The sequence below is a fragment of the Aminobacter sp. BA135 genome (assembly GCF_050859125.1).
Lineage (GTDB): Bacteria > Pseudomonadota > Alphaproteobacteria > Rhizobiales > Rhizobiaceae > Aminobacter > Aminobacter ciceronei.
The window spans coordinates 2,664,282-2,686,115 of sequence record NZ_CP139572.1; the positions used below are offsets into that span (position 1 = coordinate 2,664,282).

Below are 21,834 nucleotides of genomic sequence, written 5' to 3' on the forward strand. Positions count from 1 at the left end.
CCTGATCTATGGTGGCCGCGTTTTCAGCCGGAGCCGTACCATGTCCGACAAGCCAGTCGATTCGCTGAGCGAGACTGAAGCCGCGGCGGAGCTTGCGCGGCTGGCCGAAGAAATTGCCGGCCACGACCTGCGCTATCATGCCGAGGACGCGCCGACGATTTCGGACGCGGATTACGATGCGCTGCGCCGCCGCAACCTCGCCATCGAGCAGCGTTTTCCGCAACTGGTGCGTGAGGACTCGCCGTCCAAGTCGGTGGGCGCCGCCGTCTCCGAAAAATTCGGCAAGGTCACCCATGTCGTGCCGATGCTGTCGCTGGACAACGCCTTTGCCGATGAGGACGTCAGCGAGTTCGTCGGCCGCATCAGGCGCTTCCTCAGGCTGTCCGCCGACGAGCCGGTGGTAATCACCGCCGAGCCCAAGATCGACGGCCTGTCGCTGTCGATCCGCTACGAGAACGGCCGGCTGGTGACGGCGGCGACGCGCGGCGACGGCCAGGTCGGCGAAAACGTCACGGCGAACGCCCGCACCATTGCCGACATTCCGAACGTGCTGAAGGGCGACTTTCCCGGGGTGCTGGAAGTGCGCGGCGAGGTCTATATGAGCCACGCCGACTTTGCCGAACTCAACCGGCGCAATGCTGAAGCTGGCAAGCAGATTTTCGCCAATCCGCGCAATGCGGCCGCCGGTTCGCTGCGCCAGCTCGACACCTCGATCACTGCCAGCCGTCCGCTGCGCTTTTTCGCCTATGCCTGGGGCGAGGTCAGCGGCATGCCGGCCGACACCCAGATGGGCATGGTCGAGGCTTTCAATACCTACGGCTTCAAGACCAATCCGCTGATGAAGGTGTTCGACAGCGTCGACGGCCTGCTGTCGCAGTACCGGATGATCGAGGCCAATCGCGCCGGGCTCGGCTACGACATCGACGGCGTCGTATACAAGGTCGACCGGCTCGACCTGCAGCAGCGGCTCGGCTTCGTCTCGCGTTCGCCGCGCTGGGCCATCGCGCACAAGTTCCCGGCTGAAAAGGCGACGACGACACTGCTCGGCATCGACATCCAGGTCGGCCGCACCGGCTCGCTGACGCCGGTGGCGCGGCTGCAGCCGGTGACGGTGGGCGGCGTGGTGGTCACCAACGCCACGCTGCACAATGAGGACTACATCAAGGGCATCGGCAACAGCGGCGCGGCCATTCGCGACGAGGATCATGACATCCGCGTCGGCGACACCGTCATCGTACAGCGGGCAGGTGATGTCATTCCGCAGATCCTCGACGTCGTCCTCGAGAAGCGCCCGGCGGGAGCGCAGCCCTATCTGTTCCCGACGCGCTGCCCGGCCTGTGACAGCCATGCTGTCCGCGAGGAGGGTGAGGTGGTGCGCCGCTGCACCGGCGGCCTGATCTGTCCGGCACAGGCTGTGGAGCGCCTTCGCCATTTCGTCTCGCGCAATGCCTTTGACATCGAGGGCCTGGGCGAGAAGCAGATCGAGTTCTTCTTCCAATCGCAGGACCCGGCATTGCATGTCGGCTCGCCGGCGGACATCTTCACGCTGAAGCGGCGACAAGAAGGATCGCTCACCAAGCTCGAGAATATCGACGGCTTCGGCACGACATCGACTCGCAAGCTGTTTGCGGCCATCGACGACCGCCGCCAGGTCGAGTTCTCGCGCTTCCTGTTTGCGCTCGGCATCCGCCACATCGGCGAAACCAATGCCAAGCGCCTGGCGCGCCACTACATCAATTTCGAGACCTTCCGCGCCGCTGGTGTCGCTGCCGTGATGCCTGAGGGCAAGGGTGACAAGGGTAATGCCGCCTGGCAGGAGCTGACCGGTGTCAACGGCATCGGCGCCATCGTCGCCGAGGCGGTGGTCGAGTTCTTCGCAGAGGAGCACAACCGGCAGGTGCTCGATGCGCTGCTTGACGAAGTGACGCCGCTTGACGAGGAGCGTATCGGCGACGTGTCATCACCCGTTTCGGGCAAGACGGTGGTGTTCACCGGCTCGCTCGAAAAGATGTCGCGCGACGAGGCCAAGGCGATGGCCGAGAAGCTTGGCGCCAAGGTGGCTGGCTCGGTGTCCAAGAAGACCGACCTCGTTGTGGCGGGCCCAGGCGCTGGCTCGAAGCTCAAGGCGGCGACCGATCTGGGTATCGAGGTGATCACAGAGGACCAGTGGTTCGAACGCGTCGGGCAGGCGGGCTGACAGACTTCATGCGAGCACTTGCCATCGACTTCGAAACTGCCAATGAGCAGCGGAGCAGCCCGTGCTCCATTGGCCTTGCCTGGATCGAGGACGGCGCGGTCATCCGTGTCGAGGAGCGACTGATCCGCCCCCGGGACATGCGGTTCTCGCGCTTCAACATTGCCGTTCATGGCATACGGCCCGAACATGTCGAGGACGCGGCCGAATTTCCCGAGGTGATGGAGGAGTTCGAGGACGATCTCTCAGACACGCTTGTGATCGCCCACAACGCGTCCTTCGACATGAGTGTTCTCAGGGCGAGCTATCGGCTGTATGGCACTGTCAGTCCTGACATCGACTACATCTGTACGCTCAAGATGGCGAAGAAGGTGTGGCAGGAGCTAACCTCGCACCGGCTCAACGAGGTGTCGCGCCATATCGATTTCTCCTTCAGGCACCATAATGCTGCCGAGGACGCGCATGCCTGCGGCGAGGTGGCGCTGGCAGCCGCGCGCAAGCTGAACGTCTCGGCGCTGCGCGACCTGCCGATCAAGCTCGACATGACGATGGGCCGGCTTCATGCCGGCGGCAACGTGCCGTGCTCGGTGAAGCGGCCGCCGAAGGCCAAGAAGCGCTGATCGTTGGCTCAACCGAATTGATGTGACACGCCAAGCCGGCTGACTTATTCAGACCCCGCGCAAGCTATGGAGCCTTGGCCGAGCTCGTTCGGCCTGTTTCGTGCATTCCAACGCTCAAAATTCGATCTGGGGCCGATGCGCCACGGAGGCCTAATGTCTGATCGTCGCGGTGAATTCTTGCAGGGCATGCGCTTGAGCGTGCCCGTGGTGGTCGCGTCGGCGCCCTTTGCCATCCTGTTCGGGGCGTTGGCCGTCGACAACGGCTTCTCCGTCGTCGAGGCGACACTGATGAGCGCCTCGATCTATGGCGGCGCCAGCCAACTGGTCGGCATCGAGTTGTTCGGCCAGCATGTCGCGCCGTGGCTGGTGGTGCTATCGATCTTCGCCGTCAACTTCCGCCACGTTCTCTATTCGGCTGCCGTTGGCAAGCACATCGACCATTGGCCGTTCCTGAAGCAGGCCATCGGCTATTTCTTCCTGGTCGATCCGCAATATGCCGAGGCCGAGCGCAAGGGCGAGAATGGCGAGCAGGTGACCTTTGCCTGGTACATGGGCATGGCGCTGCCGATCTATGTCTTCTGGGTCGCCGAAAGCGCGCTCGGCGCGCTGTTCGGGCGGCTGATTCCCAACCCCCATGCCATCGGGCTCGACTTCCTGCTGCCGATCTATTTTCTCGGTTTGGTGATGAGCTTCCGCAAGCGCCCGCGCTGGCTGCCGATCGTCGTTGCCAGCGCCGTTGCCTCGATGATCGCCTACAAGACCGTAGGCTCACCCTGGCATGTTTCCATTGGGGCGCTGGCCGGCGTGCTGTTCGCGGCGGCGATGCCGGTCAGGCCCGACGAGAGCCTGACGAGCGAAGAAACGGCGGAGGTGGTGTCATGAGCACGACGCTTTGGATCATCATTGCCGGCGCTGTCGCCACCTATCTGACCCGTATCGGCGGCCATCTCGTCATTTCGCGTTTCGAGCGCATCCATCCGCGCGTCGAGGCGGGCCTGAACGCGGTGCCGGCTGCGGTTCTGACGACGCTCGTGGCACCCGCGGCACTCTCGGCCGGTCCGGCTGAGCTGGCAGCGCTTGCCGTGGCAGCCGTTATTGGACTGCGTGGTGGCCTGATGACGATGTTTCTGGCAGGCGCTGCCGTGTTGATTGCCATGCGGCATTTCATCGGCTGAACGAAAACCGGCCGCATGAAGCGGCCGGTCGTATTCATTATACGCTGATCAGGCGATCTGCGCCGTCGCCTTTTCCAGCCACGCCAGCGTTTCGCCGTCGAGCATCGGTCCGATCTCGGCCAACACGCGGGCATGGTAGGCATTGAGCCAATCCAGCTCTTCGCGGGTCAGCAGGTCGGCGCGCAGCAGGCGCTGGTCGAAAGGCGCCAGCGTCACCGTCTCGAAGCCGTGCATGGCGATGTCGCCGCCGGGCAGCTCGGCGGTTGGCGTCACCAGGATCAGATTTTCCAGCCTGATGCCGTAATGGCCTTCCTTGTAGTAGCCGGGCTCGTTGGACAGGATCATGCCTGCGAGCAGCTTTTCCATGCCGGTCTTGGCGATGCGCTGCGGGCCTTCATGAACAGCGAGATAGGACCCGACGCCGTGGCCGGTGCCGTGGGCGTAGTCGAGGCCGTTCTTCCACAGTGCGATGCGGGCGAGCGCGTCGATGTCGGCGCCACGCGTGCCTGCGGGAAACCGCGCCAGCGAGATCGCGATCATGCCCTTGAGCACGAGGGTAAAACGCTCGCGCATCTCCTCGCTCGGCTTGCCGACCGGCATGGTGCGAGTGATGTCGGTGGTGCCGTCCTGATATTGCGCGCCCGAATCGAGCAGGAACAGTTCACCCTCGGCCAGCACCCGGCTCGTCGCTTTCGAGACGCGGTAATGCATGATCGCGCCATTGGCGCCGGCACCCGAGATGGTGTCGAACGAGACGTCGCGGAGCGGCATCTGCGTTTCCTCGCCGGTCTGGCGGCGGCATTCCTCCAGCTTGGTCACGACGGCGATTTCGTCGAGGCTGCCGGGATTCTGCCGGTCGAGCCAGCACAAAAGCTTGGCGACAGCAGCGCCGTCACGGCGGTGGGCAGCACGCGAACCGGCGATCTCCTGGGCATTCTTGGTGGCGCGGGGCAGGCGGGCCGGGTCGGGTGCTTGCACCACCGTGCCGCCATTGTCCTCGATCAGGGCGCGCAGCCTGTCGGCGGCAAGCACCGGGTCGAGCGCGATCTTCGCACCAGATTTGGCAAGGGCCGCGACCGCGTCGTCGAGCTTGCTCGGTGCTTTGATGTCGGCAAGCTGGGTGAGATAGGCCTCCTCGGTGCGGCCAAGCTTGCGCTTGTCCATGAACACGGCATGGCCGCCGTCGGCGGAGAGGATGGCGAAGCCAAGGGCAAGCGGCGTGTGGGGTACGTCGCCACCACGGATGTTGAACGCCCAGGCGAGCGACGACGGGTCGGTCAGGATCGCATGGGTGGCGCCGTCGTTCTCGATCGCTGCGGTGAGCCGTTTCAACTTGTCCTTGGCCAGTTCGCCGGCAAAGGCCTCCGGATGGATCTCGACTGGGGCCAGCGGTGCGTCGGGCTGATCTTCCCAGATCGCGTCGATGGGGTTGCGGGCGAGGGGGACAAGCACGGCGCCGGCCTTTTCGGTTGCCGTTGTCAGCGCCTTGACCTCGCCCATGGTGTGCAGCCACGGGTCGATGCCAAGCCTTGCGCCCTTGGGCAGGCTTTCCTTGATCCACACCGATGGCGGGTTGTCGATCAGGCTTTCGACGGTGAAGATGTCGAGATCGACCTCGTCGCGCACCTGCAGCGTGTAGCGCCCGTCGACGAAGATGTAGGCGCTGCGGGCGAGCACGATCGCCACGCCGGCCGAGCCGCTGAAGCCGGTCAGCCACCGCAGGCGATTCGAACGTGGTGGGACATACTCGCCCTGGTGCTCGTCGGCGCGCGGCACGACGAAGCCGTCGAGCCCGTTTTCCTTGAGCCATTGCCGGAGCAACGCCACGCGCGGCTTGCCGACGGTGGGATCGCCGGCTGAATCAAAGGACTGGAACATGGTGGTTTCCCGAAAGCTGGATGTCGGGCGAACCTATCCGCGCCGGTCGTTGCTGGCAACGCCGCCGGCTTGTGCCAGCGGGCTCAGTTCTTGAGGTGGATTGTCACCCAGCCTTCCCTGTGGAAGGTCTCGATGTGGCGGAAGCCTGCCGCGACATAGGCTTCGACCACGGCGTCGTGCTGACGGTCGAGGATACCCGACAGCACGAGGGAGCCGTCGACAGCAAGGTTCGTGGCCATTTCGGGCGCCAGCAGCATCAGCGGCTGCGCCAGGATGTTGGCGACGATCAGGTCGAAAGGGCCGCGCGCGGCGAAGATCGGGTCGTCGAAGCCTGCGGCGGTGACCGTCTCGACGTGGTCGGCAGCACCATTAAGGCGGACATTCGCGGCGGCAACGTCGGTTGCGACCGGGTCGATGTCGGTTGCCAGTACCGGGATCGGCGCCAGCTTGGCGACTGCGATCGCCAGCACGGCGCTGCCGGTACCAAGGTCGAGCGCCTTGGCCGGTTTTTCCGCGGCCATCACCTTTTCGATCATCTCGAGGCAGCCTGCCGTGGTGCCGTGATGGCCGGTGCCGAAAGCGAGGCCGGCCTCGATCTCGATGGCAATCTGTCCGGGGCGCACGTCCTCGCGGTCATGGCTGCCATGAACGATGAAGCGTCCTGCCTGCACCGGCTTCAGGCCTTCGAGCGACTTCGTCACCCAGTCGACGTCGGGCAGCACCTCACGGCCCAGCGGGCCCTTGTGGCCTGCTTCTGCAACCACCTCGGCCATGCGGCGGGCAACGTCCTCGACATCGCCATCCGTGTAGAGCGAGACCTCATGAATATCGCGGTCCTCGTCGACTTCGATCACGGCGATCGGCCAGCCATCTTCCTCGAAGGCGGTTTCAAGGGCAGCGAAGATGCGGTTGGCGGCTTCGCGGCCGGTGGTAAAGTGCAGCCGTGTCTGGGTCATGTCGGGTCCGGGAGAGGAGGGTCAGCCTTCCTTGGCAAGCCGCTTGAGCTTGGCAAGTGCGGTCTCTGGGTTCTCCTCATAGGCGATCGTGCCGAAGAAATCACCCTTGCTGTCGAGCAGCAGCACCGATGCCGTGTGATCCATGGTGTAGTCGCCGCCTTCGGTCGGCACCTTCTTGGAATAGATACCGAAGGCCTTGGCCATGGCGGCGATTTTGTCGGGCGAGCCGGTGATGCCGGTGATGCGGTCGGAGACGTTGCTGACGTAGCTGTTCATCACCTCGGGCGTGTCGCGCTCGGGATCGACCGAGACGAAATAGGCGCGGAGGTTCTTGCCTTCGTCGCCCATCTGCTTGAGCAGGCCGTCGAGCTCGAACAGCGTGGTCGGGCAGACCTCGGGGCAATGGGTGAAGCCGAAGAAGACAGCACTTGGCTGGCCGCGGAACGCCGCTTCGGTGATCTCGGCGCCCTTCTGATCGACAAGCACGAAGGGCGCGCCGAAAGCCTGGGCGCTGGTCTTGCTGCTGTACCAGTCGAAGGTCAGCCAGCCGACGCCGGCGGCCATCAGGATCAGAATGCCGGCAAGGATCGTGCGCATCATCGATTGTGATTCCATGGTGTGATTGATGACCGGTTCAGAAGCACCAGGACATGCCGGCCTCGACCAGCGACATGAAGATGCCGGCGTCCTTGTCCAGCCAGGAGGCGAAGGCGAGGCCCGAAGTTGCCGCAAACGCCATCACGCCGAGCGCGATCCACGCGGTCGCCGAAAGCGATATGGGCAAGGCCTGTTTCATCAACCATACATAGCGCGGCGCGTGATTTGCCAAAAGGGACATGTTGACGCTCTCATTCGTCCACAAAACACCTTTTCGCGAGCAGGATGCAGCGTCCCTGGCTTGCAAGGCGGGCGCGGGCGACCCAAGTGTGGACGACTGCAGCCAATTCAGGAGGCTTTCATGCGGCTTGCCCTTTCCGTCCTTGCGACCACCCTTGCGCTCGGCGCAGCACTGCCCGCCATGGCCCAGCAGGTGGGCGAGGTCGGCGTCGACTGGCTAGGCAACGACATCATCGTCGAGGCGATCAAGGACCCCAAGGTCGAGGGCGTCACCTGCCACGTCTCCTATTTCGACCGAGGCGTGATCGATCGGCTGCAGAAAGGCAACTGGTTCGAGAACCCGTCGGACACCGCAATCTCGTGCCAGCAGACCGGACCGATCACCATTGGCGAGATCGACCTCGGCCAGGAGGGCGAGGAGGTCTTCAAACAGGGCATCAGCCTGATCTGGAAGGAGCAGGTGGTGAACCGCATCTACGACCAGAAAAACGAGACACTGATCTATCTCGCCCATTCGCGCCAAGTTCAGGACGGCTCAGCCAAGATGTCGATGACCACGGTGCCGCTCTATGGCCAGAACGTCGTCTGGGCCAAGGGCAAGCCGCAATAGCTTGCGGGCAGGGTGGCGCGGGCGTACATCCGCGTCATGGACGATCAAGCAGACCTTCGCTTCAAGGATGACGAACCGCGAATCCACCCGACATCGGAGCTGAAAGGCTGCCGGCTTGGCCGCCATGTGATCGTCGGCGAGCGCGTCGTGTTGCGCGAGGTGGTGGTCGGCGACTACTCCTATTTCGAGCGCCACGCCGAGGCGATCTACACCACGATCGGCAAGTTCTGCTCGATCGCAGCCAATACGCGCATCAACGCGCTCGAGCATCCGATGGAGCGGCTGACCACGCACAAGCTGAGCTACCGGCCCAACGAGTATTTCCGCTATCTCGGCGTCGACAACGATTTCCGCGAGCGTCGCAGGGCTAAGCCCGTGATTATCGGACACGATGTGTGGGTCGGACATGGTGCGGTGATCATGCCCGGTGTGAGCATTGGCAATGGTGCGGTGGTCGGGGCGAATTCCGTGGTGACGCGCGACGTCGCGCCGTTCGAGGTTTTTGCCGGCGTGCCCGCAAAGAGGCTGAAGATGCGGTTCCCCGTCGAGGTTATCGCCCGCATCGAGGCGCTGGCCTGGTGGGATTGGCCGCGCGAAAGACTGTTCGAGGCGATCCCCGACATGCAGAGCCTGCCGATCGAGGCCTTTCTCGACCGCTGGGAAGCGAGGCAGGCCTAAGCGCTGGCTGCGGAACCCGAAGCGGGGCCCGGTTGTTTCCTTCGCACCGAAGGGATGTGGCCATGTTCGAGAAGATTTTCACCAAGATCGCCAACAAGGTAGCCTATGCCGCCGGCCTGCCGCTGACCTTTCTCGGCTGCTGCATTGTCGTGTTGGCCTGGGCGGTATCAGGTCCGGTGTTCGGCTTTTCCGACACCTGGCAACTGGTGATCAACACCGGCACGACCATCATCACCTTCCTGATGGTGTTCTTGATCCAGAACACCCAGAACCGCGACGGTGCTGCGATCCAGGCCAAGCTCGACGAACTGATCCGGGTCAGCACCGGCCACAACCATTTCATCGGCATCGAGCATCTGACCGAAACCGAGGTCGAGGAAATCCGCAAGAAATGCGAGCAAGCGGCCAAACGGCATGATGTCCGAGCGAAAGCGAAGGGGTGAGTGCTGCGTCTCCCCGCAGACGAAGAAGTCCCTGCGTGTCGCATGCCTGGCGCTGCGTATGCTGCAGCGTCTTCAGGCAGGCGCTTGGGATTTGGGAACAAAAACCACCGCGCGCAATTCCTGCTGCAGGCGTGAAAGTACTGTCCTCCACTGCTCCCGGGCGGTTGACGATTGCCGCGGTCCGGAACAAGATTGTGGCGGGTAGGGTATGGCGTGGCGTGACTGACTGGCTGGATATCCTCAGAGAGCAGGCCGAGACCGGCGCCGAGATGGCGCGCGAGGTTCCGGCGACGCTCGCCAATCCCGACATCAGCCGCGACCAGGTCAAGAAGCTGTTTGCTGCGCTCGAACAGCAGGCCGAATTTGTCGAAAAGCTCAGGCAAGTGCTCGAGGCCAATGACTTCGAGCCGGAGGTGCTGGTTGCCGCCGAGGCTCTGGAGGACCGCTACGCCGAACTGGCGGCGTCGGCCGCCGAACGGCTGAAGGCAATGCGCAGCGGCGAGCCTGCGCGCCGGCAATAGGACGCCGGCAGTAGGACAGGGCATCACCACTCGCGATGCGTTGCTGAACCCTGCATCAGCACCGGCGATGTGTCACGAGCATCAAATCAGGCCGGCGGCGAGCCTATATGGATGGCTTTCCTGACCTCCGCGCGGAAATCCGGTGTGTCATGCTCGCCATGGACGGCGACCGCATGCTGGACGGCGGCGTTGACCAGTTCGTCCTCGTTGTCGGCTGCGATCGCCACGGTGCACTTCATTTCGCTCGGGAATTCACGGCAATCGATATATCTGCGCATCGTCTTCGCCTCCCTGCGATCCACAATTAGCGCAACCTGATGTTATTCCTGCGCATGCGGGGCGGCAACCGGTAAGTGGCGGCCGCGGCGGTGGCTCTCGCCGACGTGATTGCCGGCAAGAGGCTGATCGTGGCAGTCTTATGCTGCGGGCAGCCTGATCTCGAAGCGGGTGCCCTTGTCGGCGCCGGCAAGCCGGATCGTTCCATCATGGGCATTCAGCAAGGTCGAGACGATGCCGAGGCCAAGGCCGGTACCGCCGGTTTCACGCCGTGTGGTGAAGAACGGCTCGAAGATGCGGGCGCGGTTGTTGGGCGAGATGCCGCAGCCATCGTCGGTGGCAGCTATGGTGACAGTGTCGTCAAAGCTGCTGGCCTCCAGCACGAAACGGCCAGCGCCATGGCGCAGCGCGTTGTCGACGAGATTGGACAGGATGGCCGCGCCATTTTCAGCCGACATGGCAAAGCGGATGTCAGCGCCTGACAAGATCGACAGGTCGACACCTTCGACAGGAGCGAGATGGCCGAGAATCTCAGTGAGCGACGTGCTTTGGCCTGGCAGCGCTGCCTTGTCGGCGCGCGCCAATTCGATCAGGCGGCGAACCAGGCGGTTCAGCCTGTCGGTGTCGGCGACGATGTTGTCGAGGAAGCGCGTTCTTGTGGCCGGATCCATGTCGTCGCTGGCGTCGCGCAGCAGTTCGGCGGCGCCCTGGATCGCGGTCAGCGGCGATTTCAGCTCATGCGAGACGTGGGTGGCAAAGGTGCGGATCGTTTCGTTGCGGATCTGTAGCTTGCGCGCCATGTCGAGGAAGGCTTTGGACAACTCCGCCATCTCGCGCGTGCCGTGATGGGCAAGTGGCTGGAGGGCGTCCGCTTGCCCCTCGGCGATGCGCGCGGTTCTTTCCATCAGATCGTGCATGGGACGGGTGATGGTGCGGATGAAGACGAAGCCGATCAGCAGAGTGACGCCTGTTACAAGGGCCGCTGCGGCGACCGCGCCATGCGATAGAACGGCGGGCTCGGCGGCCGGTTCGAAGCGCTGTTGATAGAGCTGGAAGCTGAACAGCCCCAGTAGCGGCAGCGTCATGACGGTGGCAAGGATGGCCAGCACGACGAGGCCGAGGGGCGGGCGCCATTTTTCAGTCACGCGCCGCACCGCCCGAGGCGGAAGCCCATGCCGTGGACGGTCTCGATCGCGTTGGAGCAACCCACTGTTGCGAACTTCGCGCGGATGTTGCGGATGTGACTGTCGACCGTTCGCTCCGAGACGTGGATGTTGGCGGCATGGCTGGCATCGATCAGCTGACTGCGGTTGAGCACATGCATCGGTTTCGTCATCAGCGCCTTGACGATGGTAAATTCGGTCGCGGTGAGGTCGATGTCTCGGTCATCGTAATTCACCGCGCGCCGCAAAGGATCGAGCACGATCAGGCCGTGACTGAGGCTTGCCGGGACGAGTTCCGCCGGAGCCGGCCGTGCACGGCGAAGGATGACGTTGACGCGCGCCACCAGCTCCCGCGGGCTGAACGGCTTGGTGACATAGTCGTCGCCGCCCATCTCAAGCCCGAGGATGCGGTCGATTTCCTCGTCACGGGCAGACAGGAACAACACGGGCACGTCGGAGGTTCGCCGAAGCCTGCGGCACAGTTCCAGCCCGTCCATCTCGGGCATGCCAACATCGAGCACGACCAGGTCGGGCATGCGGCGCTCGATGCGCGCCAGCGCTGCCATACCGTCGCCGACCGGCTCGGTCTCCATGCCGGCCTTGTCGAGGGCAAAGCAGATCACGTCGCGTATATGAGGGTCGTCATCGACGACGAGGATATGGCGCGGCATCGTCGTCACTGCGGCTCTGTGCCGGAAGGCAAAGGCGAAGGCTGGTCGAGATACGCTGCCAGCCGGAAGTTCCGAAAACTCCAGGCACGCCAGTTCTGCAGCTGCTCGCGAAACCGATCCGCCTCATAGTGGCGCGAGACGAGGCTTGTGCGCGCGACCGCGCCGGTATCACCCATGCGGTTCAGCACCACGTCGATTGCCGGGATGGCCTGGGGGCCAAGCGAGCGCAGATAATACCAGTCCAATTCCGATCCTCCATCCATCGCGCGGCTGTGGCTGACATTGTAGTGGGCGATGATTGCGGCGAAGTTGATGAAGCAACTGAGGTAGAGAACTGCAGAAAGCGTCAGCATGTTGGCACCGAAAAGCCATTCGTTCGACTTGTCGAGAGCGATGCGGGACATGATCAGGACGATGCCGATGGCGACCAGTCCCATCCAGACAAAGGCGGCAACGCGCCAGTAGGTCAGTGAATATGCGTCGATGTAGAGGTCGAGCCGCAGGATGGACGAGATGACCAGGACAAAGTTCTGCGCCGACCAGAGATAGACCAGGGCGCGGACGCGGCGATCGGCCGAGGTCGTGCTGCCCGGCCTCAGTGCGAGCAGCACGAAAATCGCCGCCAAGAGTGCCGTGACGATGAGGGCATAGGCACCGCGATGGGCATAGGCGGCATAGGTGAGCCCAGCGGGCAACGCCACGCCGCCCCAGAGATAAGCGCCGTCGAGGACGGTCTGCAGCGCGAAGATAAGGTTGAATACGACAAGCGCGCGCAGGATCGCCGCCTTGCCGAAGAGCGACTGGTGCAGTCCGGCGGGCGGTTCCAAGTTTACCTGTGCTTCGGCGATCGGCCGCGGTGTGAAGAGGCGCCATTTGGGTAGCCAACGCGGTAATCTTGGCCTGAGGAAGCTCCAGACGATGCCGGCCACGACGAGCCAGAAGGCAATCCGCCAGACGTCAAGAAGGTTGAATATGGCCCGGATGTCGATCAGCGACATCCAGTAGCCGATGACGGGATTGGCGATGCCGAACAACGCGACGAACACCATGCCTAGAGCGACAGCCAGCGTCCAAGCGATAAGGCTGCCAAGGCGCCAGATCTTGCGGCGTCCGGCCAGTTTCCGTAGCCGCGCGATGTCGAATGGCAGCCGGCCGGGGATTGTCAGGATAAAGCCGGCGATGCGCTTGAGGCAGTTTGCCGGGCCGGATCGCAGGCGGGCCGAGACCGACAGAGCGAAGGCCGCCAGGCAAAGGGTCGCGACCGTCACCGAAAGCGGGCTGACATTTTCGGCGAGCGGGGCGAGAGCGAGCGCGGCGAGCACAATTTTGAGCGCGAGCGGGCGGGGACGGGGTCCCCGAGCATGAAATGCGATCATTGCACCAGCAGCCAGCGCGGCGAAGATGAAAAGCGAAATGTCCAGCGGCTGCCGGAACAGCAGAAAATCGGCTGCAAGGGTCAGCAGCAATGCGGCGCCAACCTTGGCGGAGATGGTGGACGGGGCATGGCGGAAGTTCATGCCCTGCGCTCCAGCTTGCGGGGGAGGCCTGCCGGGCTGCGATATGTGCCAGGGAAGGGTGTGATCGCCTGAGGTGGCGCTGGATCAACCAGCCACCATGCTTCAGTGAGCAGCCGTTTGGGCAGCTGGCGGGGCGTGCGGCTCGATGTCGTTTGCATATGACATCAGTGCCGTTGCAACGGGTGGATATGGTGGCCGGAACGAGGAGATGTTCAGGAGTTTCGTGCAGATTTCGTGCAGAGGGTTGAAGATCGACCTGGCAAGTGAATCAGCTGCGGCCGCCTGTTGCGGGAGCGATACCAATGGGTCAACCCGGCGACTGCCTGCCAAGCCCTGGATCACGGCATCCGGTGGGAAAGGGCGTGGGCCGGCGGTGCGCGGTGCATTAACGCGTCTTTCGGTGAAATGGCCAGAGCAGTTGGCGCCCGAACTCTTCCGGTATGGGGTCGTTATGGATGCCGACATTTTCGGGCCAGGCATCGGCCGGCATATAGAATGTGCCAAAAAGCCTGTCGATCCAGGGGAAATGCACGGCGAAATTCTTGTCGATCGGCCTGACCGCATGGTGCCAATGGTGAAAACGGGGTGTGACCAGCAACTGTTCCAGCCAGCCGAGCCGTATGCGCATGTTAACGTGGTTGAAGGTGGCTTGTGCTGCTACGATGGCCAGCCAGATGTAGAGGGCGGCTTCGGAAAAGCCTAACAGGAACACGGGCACCAGAATGAGTGCCCGTGTGACGACGATGTCGACCACATGCAGCCTGGAACCCGCCAGCCAGTCCATCGCGCGCGAGGAATGATGGATGGCATGAAACGGCCAGGCGAAACCTATGCGGTGAAAGCTGCGATGTACCCAGTACTGCGTCAGGTCGGCAACGAGCATGATCAGCAGGACTTGCGCAATGAGTGGCATGCTCTTGACCTGGATACTCATGGCATCGGCCTGCCAAGCTTGGGACACAATCGTCGCAGGTAACAGTGTGAAGAAGGTCAAAAGCTCGACCAGCACGTGACTGACGATGAAATAGAGCCCGTCGGTCGTCCAGCCGGCACGGAACGTTCCATGCTCGGGACGCAGCGGAAACAGGCGCTCCAACGGCACGAAGACGAGTGACAACAACACGACATTAAGGACCAGCCAGTCCAGGCCGACATGAATCGGCGCGTCGCCGTCGTAATCGACATGGACGCCGGTGCCACCCAGAATGATGGCCAGCGTGGCAAGACCGATACCGGCAAGGCCCAGTTTCTTCGACGGCCTGAGCAGGATGTTCAGAGCGGAGAAGAAGAAGCCGGCAATGATGGCGAGTACGAGCAGCCCGCGCATGAACTCGACCGGATAGGAACTGCGCAGTTCGGACGTGGTCAACCATTCGGGAAACCGGAAGACCAGGACCGCACAGAAACTTCCGAGGGACAACAAAAGCCCCAGCAGACCGGAAAACCAGCCGGATCCGAAACCTTGTGGTCCATGATCACCGAGCATGCGTTCGAACCAGCGGTCAAGCGCCGTGTGGCGGGACGTTGGCTCTGGCGCCGGGTCTGTCAAATGCCCTCACACTGGGTTCACGAACCCGTCCAGTACCTTCTTCTGGCCGGCCTTGTCGAAGTCGATGGTCAGCTTGTTGCCGTCGATGACTGAGATGTTGCCATTGCCGAATTTCTGGTGGAACACCCGGTCGCCGACCTCGAAGCGCGAGGGCTCCGTCGCGACCGACTTGGCGACCAGTTCGCCGTCGATGGTGCGGCCCTTGACTGAGCCGCGGCCGGCGCCGAAGCCGGAATCGGTTTCGCCATAGCCAATGCGTTCGACCGAATGGCCGGAGCGGGAACCCCAGTTGCGGTCGGTGGCTTCGGTGCGGTTCTGCTGGGCACGCTGCCAGCCCGGCGTTGCGTAGGTGTTGGAGAAGGACTTTTCACCGACGCTGTCGAAGCGCGAGGCACCGTAGGGGTTCTGGCGGCCGCCGCCATAGCCGCCATAGGAATTGCCGGCATCAGCCACTTCGACATGCGCCTCGGGCAGTTCGTCGAGGAAGCGCGAGGGGATGGTCGACTGCCACAAGCCATGGATGCGGCGGTTGGAGACGAACCACAGATGCAGGTTCTTCTTGGCGCGGGTCAGGCCGACATAGGCGAGGCGGCGTTCCTCCTCGAGACCCGAGCGGCCGCCTTCGTCGAGGGCGCGCTGGTGCGGGAACAGGCCTTCCTCCCAGCCGGGCAGGAAGACGGTCTCGAATTCGAGGCCCTTGGCCGAATGCAGCGTCATGATCGAGACGGCGTCGAGCTGTTCGTCCTGCTCGGCGTCCATGACGAGGGCGACATGTTCGAGGAAGGAACGCAGCGACTCGTATTCCTCCATGGAGCGGATCAGCTCCTTGAGGTTTTCGAGCCGGCCCGGCGCTTCGGCCGAGCGGTCGTTCTTCCACATATCGGTATAGCCGCTCTCTTCGAGAATGATCTCGGCGAGTTCGGTATGCGGGGTGTTGTCGAGCGCCTTCTGCCAGCGCTCGAAATTGGCTGCGACCTCGCGCAGGGCGGCGCGCGGCTTGGGCTTGAGTTCGTCGCTCTCGGCGAGCTGGGCGGCTGCCTGCAGCATCGGCACGCCAAGGGCGCGCGCGGTATCGTGGACCTGGCGGATGGCGGCTTCGCCGAGGCCGCGCTTGGGCACGTTGACGATGCGCTCGAAGGCGAGATCGTCGGCACCTTGGGCGACGACGCGGAAATAGGCCATGGCGTCGCGGATTTCCTGGCGCTCGTAGAAGCGCGGGCCGCCGATGACGCGGTAGTTAAGGCCAAGCGTGACGAAGCGGTCTTCGAACTCGCGCATCTGGAACGAGGCGCGCACCAGGATCGCCATGTCGTTGAGATTGTGTTTCTGGCGCTGCAGCTGTTCGATGGTCTCGCCGACGGCGCGGGCTTCCTCCTCGGAATCCCAGGCGGCATGGACATTGACCTTGCCGTCTTCGGGATCATTGCGTTCGGTGAACAGCGTCTTGCCGAAACGGCCCTCATTGTGGGCGATGAGGTGGGCGGCGGCGCCCAGTATGTGCGCGGTCGAGCGGTAGTTGCGCTCGAGCCGGATGACGACGGCGCCGGGGAAATCCTTGTCGAAGCGCAGGATGTTGTCGACCTCGGCGCCGCGCCAGCCATAGATCGACTGGTCGTCGTCGCCGACGCAACAGACATTCTTCTGCCCCGGACCACCGGTTTCCTGGGCCAGGAGCCGCAGCCACATATATTGCGCGGTGTTGGTGTCCTGGTACTCGTCGACCAGAATGTATTTGAAGCGCTTGTGGTATTCCTTGAGCACATCAGGGTAGGCGCGGAAGATGCGGATCGGATGACACAACAGGTCGCCGAAGTCGCAGGCGTTCAGCGTCTGCAGCCGGTCCTGATAGGCCTTGTAGAGCTCGCGACCCTTGCCGTTGGCAAAGGAGCGGGCGTCGCCCTCGGGGATCTCGGCTGGACCGAGGCCCTTGTTCTTCCAGCCGTCGATCATCATGGCGAACTGGCGCGCCGGCCAGCGCTTGTCGTCGAGGCCCTCGGCCTGGATCAACTGCTTGATCAGGCGGATGACGTCGTCGGTGTCGAGGATGGTGAAGTCGGAGCGCAGCCCTGCCAGTTCGGCATGGCGGCGCAGCATCTTGACGCCGATCGAATGGAAGGTGCCGAGCCACGGCATGCCCTCGACCGCTTCGCCGACAAGGTGGCCGATGCGCTGCTTCATCTCGCGCGCCGCCTTGTTGGTAAAGGTGACGGCGAGAATCTGGCTGGGGTAGGCGCGGCCCTGGCTGAGGATATGGGCGATGCGGGTGGTGAGCACGCGCGTCTTGCCGGTACCGGCGCCGGCGAGCACCAGAACCGGGCCTTCGGTGGTCTCGACAGCCTGGCGCTGCTCGGGGTTCAGGCCGTTGAGGTAATCGGGCGCTGACGGCGCCTGGCGCGCGGCCATGGCGCGCGCAGCGATACCGCTGGGCGCAGGCGTGCTAGCGGCCCGGGGCGCCATCCCGCCGGGCTCGTCGAAAAAGGGCATGTCGTCCGGAAAGTCTGACATTTGCCCCGAATGTAGTGATTCGGGGCGGAAAGGCCAGAAGTGTCTCTGTTTTGTTCTGGTTTTGCCGGGAAAAGCGAGCGGTGTTGACCCTGCCGCAGGCGCTTTGCTAGCGTGGCTGACGGCTTGATGTGGCCGGCAGTCCGCGCCCTCCGGGGGTATGGCGAACACATCGGACGCTTCCGTCACCTGATCCCATGGGATGGTGAGAGCATCGGCAATGCGGGCACTGATGGGATTTCTCGCCACAACCAGAGGATCGGAAGATCATGCGAACCTATCGTGACGCAAAGGCGATGGCGAAGGCCATGCGCGAGGCGCTTGCCCAGAAGAATCTCGAAGTCAGCCACAGCGAGGCGCTCGAGATCGTCGCCAGGCAATTCGGCGTGGAGACCTGGAACATCCTGTCGAGCAAGCTCGAGAAGGCGGAAGAGCCGACAGCCGCTGCGGTGAGTTTCACCCAGCCGGTGCCGATCTTCCGCATATTCGACGAAGACAAGGCGAGGGGCTTTTACGAGGGTTTCCTCGACTGCAGCATCGACTGGGAGCACCGCTTCCACCCCGGCGCACCGCTCTATTGCCAGGTGTCACGCGGCGACTTGAGGCTGCATCTGTCGGAGCATTCGGGCGACGCCAGCCCGGCTGCGACGGCTGTCTGCTACATGAAGGGCGTCGAGGCGTTCCAGAAGGGGCTGATTGCCAAGAACTACAAGTACAACCGCCCAGGCCTGGAGCGGCAGGACTGGGGGCTGGAGTGCCAGGTGATCGACCCGTTCGGCAACCGCATCCGCTTCATGGAAAGCGAAGACTGAGCGCTTGTCGAAGCGCCCGCGCCGACCTCGCGCGGGCGCTTTTTCGTGGCTGCGGCGATCACGCAACAGTGAAACCAACTACATTTGCATACGTTAAACTCCCGGCCTCGGAACCAGACAGGGAGCGAGAGATGACACCACCTGCCATTACCCAGGCGATGATCGACGCCTATGACGAATACACCCACCTGACACTCGACCGGCGCGGCTTCATGGAGAAGCTGACCAGGCTTGCCGGCTCGGGCGCTGCCGCGGCGGCGATCGTGCCGTTGCTTACGGCCAACCAGGCGCGGGCGGCGATCGTCGCCGACGACGACAAGCGGCTGAAGGCTGAGGACATCACCTATCCCGGCGGCGCGGGAGAAATGAAGGGCTATCTCGTCCGTCCAGCCGACGCCACAGGCAAGCTGCCGACTGTCATCGTCATTCATGAGAACAGGGGCCTCAACCCGCATATCCGCGACGTGGCGCGGCGGGTAGCACTGGAAGGCTTCGTGGCGCTGGCGCCCGATTATCTGTCGCCGCTCGGCGGCACGCCGGCGGATGAGGAAAAGGCACGCGAAATGTTCGGCCAGCTCGATGCGGCGCAGACCGTGGCCAATGGCGTGGCAACGGTGGCGTTCCTGAAGGGCCATGAAGGCGGCAACGGCAAGGTTGGCGCTATGGGCTTCTGCTGGGGTGGCGGAACCGTCAACGCGCTGGCCGTCAACGCGCCCGATCTCGCCGCCGGCGTTGCCTATTATGGCTCCCAGCCGAAGGACGAGGCCGATATCGCCAAGATCAAGGCGGCGCTGATGCTGCATTATGCGGGGAAGGACGACCGCATCAACGCCGGCATCGACGCCTACAAAGCTGCACTGGAAAAGGCCGGCAAGGAGTTCCAGCTGTTCGTCTATGACGGCGCCCAGCACGCCTTCAACAACGACACCTCGGAAGCCCGCTACGACAAGGCGGCGGCGGAACTCGCCTGGGGGCGGACAGTCGGCTTCTTCAAGGAAAAGCTCGCCTGAACCGAGGGCGGCGACAACGACGCAGTCTGATCTACGAAAAGCCCGCGCCTGACGGCGCGGGCTTTTCTGCTGAGCGGCCTGGAGCCGGAACATTGATCCGACCGGCTCCCGGTTTCGGGATCAAGCCCTAAAGCCCGAAATGCCCCTTCAGCGCCGGCACCGCGTCGATCAAGCCGCTGACGGCCTTGGGGCCGGCTGCGTCCCTGGCTTCGGTGAGCAGCGTTTCACCGGCCTGTTCGATCTGGGTCATGTCGAGGCCGAGCGAGCGCAATTGCGCGATGCCGTTGACCATGGCGCCGGCCTTTTCGTCGAACGAGGCGCCGAGCAGAGACGTCAGCGAACCGACGAGACCGCCGCTGCCGTCGGAGCCGGCCATCACGTCGTAGCTGTGGGCGAGCTCGCCGGCGCCGGCGATCCTGGTGAAGATGCCGGCACTGGCGACGCCGCCGGACTCATGCTCGAGCACCGAAAAGATGGTGCCGACGGCCTTTTCGGCGACCGCCGGATCGAGTTTCAGCCGCGACGAGACGGTGTTGACGATGTCCTGTGCATTCATCGCTCGGCGCTCCTCAGCCCTGGGCCTTCAGCTTGGTGTTGCACTGGCTCCAGAACTGCGTCCACCTGGCGCCTGACGGCAGGGTGCCTGCCTGTTTTTCGCTCTGCCACTCGGTCGAGCATTCATGGATACGCTGGCGGAAGGCAACTTCGCCCGCCGTCAGCGGCTTGCCGTTGGCCGATGTCGCCGTCATCGCCGGCTTGACCGAAGCAAGGCTGGGCTCTGGCGGCGCGGCGCTTGCGTCCTCATTGTCGTTCTTGATGCTGGCGCTGCAGCTCGACAGGAAGGCAGGCCATTTCTGGCCATTGAGCGTGCCGGCGGCCTTTGCCGCCTGGTATTGCGAGCTGCAGATCTGCTGGGTGGTCTGATGGCCGGCTGTTGTGCCTGAGACGGCCGCGGTCCTGGTGGTCTTGGAGGTATTGGTATTGGCGGGCGCCAGCACCGAGGCTTGCTTGGCCTTGCTGGCGGGCATGGTTGTGGGTGTCGCGCTGTTGTTGATCGCGGCGCTGCATTTGGACAGGAATTGCGGCCACTTCTCGCCGTTCAGCGTGTTGGCGGTCTTGGCGGCCTGGTATTGTTCGCTGCAGGCCTTGGTCGTCGATTGCGCGGCGGTAGCGGCGAAGCCGGGCGTAGCCAGCGCCAGCAAGGCGGCCCCGGTCAGGCCTAATGCCTGGGCAAAAACAGGTCTGGGCAGGATCATCGTCTCGTCCTCCTTTTTGGACACAGCTACGCCCTCCCGAAACGAACCACTCGTTCCGGCTTGATGCGGCTCATGGGAGGCATCGGAATGCGCCAGTGGATCGCCAGTGAGGTCGGCGAAGACGCTGCAAGCATGCGAGGCCAGCGAGGACTAGCTTGGCCCCGATTGTGGCGGCACTATCGAGGCCGCGGCACCTGACGAAAATTTAAGATTTGGGAAAGGTCGGCGTAAGGCCTCAGGCCACGCCGCGCTTGGAGCGGGCCTGGCGCAGGATGACTCGCCAGCGCAGCATCTCGATCGGGATCGGCCGGTTGTTGTTGGCGATCTCGAACAGCTCGTTGTTGATGTTGCGAAGCGAACGCCAGAAATCATAGTCGCTGATGCGAGGGTCGCAGGCGAGCTTGTTGGCCGTTGCTTCGATGTCAGTGTGCATGCCTTGCCTCAAGCCGTCCGGTGCCCGCCGCCGCGACTCAACTTCGCTTGGTGGGATTGTCGGAGGGCAGAGAGAGGCGATCAACGAACCTCAGGCTGTGGCGAAGGTTATAAACAGGTAAGGTTAACCGCCTGTGGCTCTGATGCCACTATGGGGGCTCACGCCCGCCCGGGAGGCGCTATGCCGGTTTGCGTCTGATGCCGATCGAGCGGCCGGCCCTTTCGGGTATCGGCAATGCGGTATGCGCCGCGCGCATGGCGTCGAGGCTAGCCATGATGTCCTGAGGGAAGGGCGCGACCTTCGGGCCGTTCATGTCGACATGGAGCGACAGCGTTTCCGACGTCGCCGACAGCCAGCCGTCGACATGGTGCAGTTCCTGGTAGACGCGGAAGCGCTTTTCGTCGTGGTCGAGCAGGTGGAAGGTGGCGGTCACCTTGTCGCCAAGATGCAGCTCCCTAACGTAACAGACATGGATCTCGGCGGTGTAGGTGGTGAGCTTGCGGTCGCGGGCGTAAGCCGCGCCCAGCCCAAGCAGGTCAAGCGCTTCTTCACCACCGCGGTCGAACAGCACATTGTAATAGGCCATGTTCATGTGGCCGTTGTAGTCGAGCCAGGCTTTCTCGACCTCCATGACGCTCGAGACGAACGGTGCAGGCATGAACGATCCTCGTGGCCTTAAGGCGCCGCGCGTCCGTCAGGACGCGCAAAGGACGCTGTTAAACTTAGGTTTGTG

At 63.5% G+C, this 21,834-nt stretch carries 24 protein-coding genes; 10 read left to right on the top strand and 14 right to left on the bottom strand.

What is annotated here, in order from left to right:
• The first annotated feature begins 40 nt into the window (after positions 1–40).
• From ligA to SLT36_RS12885, 4 genes are all read left to right on the top strand, one after another.
• Positions 41–2,197 carry an NAD-dependent DNA ligase LigA gene (ligA, locus tag SLT36_RS12870; RefSeq protein ID WP_432287926.1) on the top strand — a complete coding sequence of 719 codons (2,157 nt, stop codon included), beginning with the start codon at positions 41–43 and terminating at the stop codon, positions 2,195–2,197.
• 8 nt (positions 2,198–2,205) lie between these two features.
• Complete coding sequence (locus tag SLT36_RS12875) at positions 2,206–2,814, top strand: 3'-5' exonuclease (RefSeq protein WP_432287928.1); 609 nt, start codon at positions 2,206–2,208, stop codon at positions 2,812–2,814.
• A gap of 153 nt (positions 2,815–2,967) precedes the next feature.
• Positions 2,968–3,696 (top strand): AzlC family ABC transporter permease, encoded by a 729-nt coding sequence (locus SLT36_RS12880; RefSeq protein ID WP_432287930.1) that lies wholly within the window; start codon positions 2,968–2,970, stop codon positions 3,694–3,696.
• Positions 3,693–3,989, top strand: a complete 297-nt coding sequence (locus SLT36_RS12885; protein ID WP_432287931.1) for an AzlD family protein — start codon at positions 3,693–3,695, stop codon at positions 3,987–3,989. The genes SLT36_RS12880 and SLT36_RS12885 overlap by 4 nt, the downstream gene beginning before the upstream one ends.
• Before the next feature lie 48 nt (positions 3,990–4,037).
• Here SLT36_RS12885 and SLT36_RS12890 read toward each other — a convergent pair whose 3' ends face one another.
• From SLT36_RS12890 to SLT36_RS12905, 4 genes are all read right to left on the bottom strand, one after another.
• The gene (locus tag SLT36_RS12890) at positions 4,038–5,867 is read right to left on the bottom strand and encodes an aminopeptidase P family protein (protein WP_432287932.1); all 1,830 of its coding nucleotides are present in this window, start codon (positions 5,865–5,867) and stop codon (positions 4,038–4,040) included.
• An 83-nt stretch (positions 5,868–5,950) separates the two neighbouring features.
• Complete coding sequence (locus tag SLT36_RS12895) at positions 5,951–6,823, bottom strand: 50S ribosomal protein L11 methyltransferase (protein ID WP_432287934.1); 873 nt, start codon at positions 6,821–6,823, stop codon at positions 5,951–5,953.
• 21 nt (positions 6,824–6,844) lie between these two features.
• Positions 6,845–7,423 (bottom strand): SCO family protein, encoded by a 579-nt coding sequence (locus SLT36_RS12900; protein WP_154386678.1) that lies wholly within the window; start codon positions 7,421–7,423, stop codon positions 6,845–6,847.
• Between the two features lie 34 nt (positions 7,424–7,457).
• A complete protein-coding gene (locus tag SLT36_RS12905; RefSeq protein ID WP_432287936.1) occupies positions 7,458–7,607 on the bottom strand; it encodes a hypothetical protein in 150 nt (49 codons plus the stop codon).
• A gap of 174 nt (positions 7,608–7,781) precedes the next feature.
• On the opposite strand from SLT36_RS12905, the gene SLT36_RS12910 reads away from it, so the two are divergent.
• From SLT36_RS12910 to SLT36_RS12925, 4 genes are all read left to right on the top strand, one after another.
• Entirely contained in the window at positions 7,782–8,270 is a 489-nt protein-coding gene (locus SLT36_RS12910) for a CreA family protein (protein WP_182575652.1), read from the top strand.
• A 36-nt stretch (positions 8,271–8,306) separates the two neighbouring features.
• Complete coding sequence (locus SLT36_RS12915) at positions 8,307–8,948, top strand: DapH/DapD/GlmU-related protein (protein WP_154386675.1); 642 nt, start codon at positions 8,307–8,309, stop codon at positions 8,946–8,948.
• Positions 8,949–9,010: 62 nt separating this feature from the next.
• Positions 9,011–9,391, top strand: coding sequence for a low affinity iron permease family protein (locus tag SLT36_RS12920; RefSeq protein WP_432287938.1), 381 nt, complete (start codon positions 9,011–9,013; stop codon positions 9,389–9,391).
• Positions 9,392–9,609: 218 nt separating this feature from the next.
• Complete coding sequence (locus tag SLT36_RS12925) at positions 9,610–9,912, top strand: hypothetical protein (protein ID WP_432287940.1); 303 nt, start codon at positions 9,610–9,612, stop codon at positions 9,910–9,912.
• A gap of 86 nt (positions 9,913–9,998) precedes the next feature.
• Here the strand turns inward: SLT36_RS12925 and SLT36_RS12930 are convergent, their stop codons facing one another.
• The 6 genes from SLT36_RS12930 to SLT36_RS12955 all read right to left on the bottom strand — a co-directional run bounded on the left by SLT36_RS12930 (position 9,999) and on the right by SLT36_RS12955 (position 17,593).
• Positions 9,999–10,190, bottom strand: coding sequence for a DUF1059 domain-containing protein (locus SLT36_RS12930; protein ID WP_154386673.1), 192 nt, complete (start codon positions 10,188–10,190; stop codon positions 9,999–10,001).
• Positions 10,191–10,328: 138 nt separating this feature from the next.
• On the bottom strand, positions 10,329–11,333 hold the full coding sequence (locus SLT36_RS12935; protein WP_432287942.1) for a HAMP domain-containing sensor histidine kinase: 1,005 nt from the start codon (positions 11,331–11,333) through the stop codon (positions 10,329–10,331).
• Complete coding sequence (locus SLT36_RS12940; RefSeq protein ID WP_432288318.1) at positions 11,330–12,022, bottom strand: response regulator; 693 nt, start codon at positions 12,020–12,022, stop codon at positions 11,330–11,332. The genes SLT36_RS12935 and SLT36_RS12940 overlap by 4 nt, the downstream gene beginning before the upstream one ends.
• A gap of 5 nt (positions 12,023–12,027) precedes the next feature.
• Entirely contained in the window at positions 12,028–13,539 is a 1,512-nt protein-coding gene (locus SLT36_RS12945) for a DUF4153 domain-containing protein (RefSeq protein WP_432287944.1), read from the bottom strand.
• 385 nt (positions 13,540–13,924) lie between these two features.
• Entirely contained in the window at positions 13,925–14,959 is a 1,035-nt protein-coding gene (locus SLT36_RS12950; protein WP_432287945.1) for a sterol desaturase family protein, read from the bottom strand.
• A 135-nt stretch (positions 14,960–15,094) separates the two neighbouring features.
• Positions 15,095–17,593: an ATP-dependent helicase gene (locus SLT36_RS12955; RefSeq protein WP_432287947.1), complete on the bottom strand. Its 2,499-nt coding sequence runs from the start codon at positions 17,591–17,593 to the stop codon at positions 15,095–15,097.
• Positions 17,594–17,859: 266 nt separating this feature from the next.
• Between SLT36_RS12955 and SLT36_RS12960 the strand changes: the two genes are divergently transcribed.
• Positions 17,860–18,402, top strand: a complete 543-nt coding sequence (locus SLT36_RS12960; protein WP_432287949.1) for a glyoxalase superfamily protein — start codon at positions 17,860–17,862, stop codon at positions 18,400–18,402.
• Positions 18,403–18,533: 131 nt separating this feature from the next.
• Positions 18,534–19,412, top strand: coding sequence for a dienelactone hydrolase family protein (locus SLT36_RS12965; RefSeq protein WP_432287951.1), 879 nt, complete (start codon positions 18,534–18,536; stop codon positions 19,410–19,412).
• Positions 19,413–19,539: 127 nt separating this feature from the next.
• Here SLT36_RS12965 and SLT36_RS12970 read toward each other — a convergent pair whose 3' ends face one another.
• The 4 genes from SLT36_RS12970 to SLT36_RS12985 all read right to left on the bottom strand — a co-directional run bounded on the left by SLT36_RS12970 (position 19,540) and on the right by SLT36_RS12985 (position 21,759).
• On the bottom strand, positions 19,540–19,968 hold the full coding sequence (locus SLT36_RS12970; protein WP_432287953.1) for a hypothetical protein: 429 nt from the start codon (positions 19,966–19,968) through the stop codon (positions 19,540–19,542).
• A gap of 13 nt (positions 19,969–19,981) precedes the next feature.
• Positions 19,982–20,692, bottom strand: coding sequence for a hypothetical protein (locus SLT36_RS12975; RefSeq protein ID WP_432287954.1), 711 nt, complete (start codon positions 20,690–20,692; stop codon positions 19,982–19,984).
• Between the two features lie 211 nt (positions 20,693–20,903).
• Complete coding sequence (locus SLT36_RS12980; protein ID WP_067960475.1) at positions 20,904–21,101, bottom strand: hypothetical protein; 198 nt, start codon at positions 21,099–21,101, stop codon at positions 20,904–20,906.
• Between the two features lie 178 nt (positions 21,102–21,279).
• Positions 21,280–21,759 (bottom strand): thioesterase family protein, encoded by a 480-nt coding sequence (locus SLT36_RS12985; RefSeq protein WP_432287956.1) that lies wholly within the window; start codon positions 21,757–21,759, stop codon positions 21,280–21,282.
• Positions 21,760–21,834: the final 75 nt, after the last annotated feature.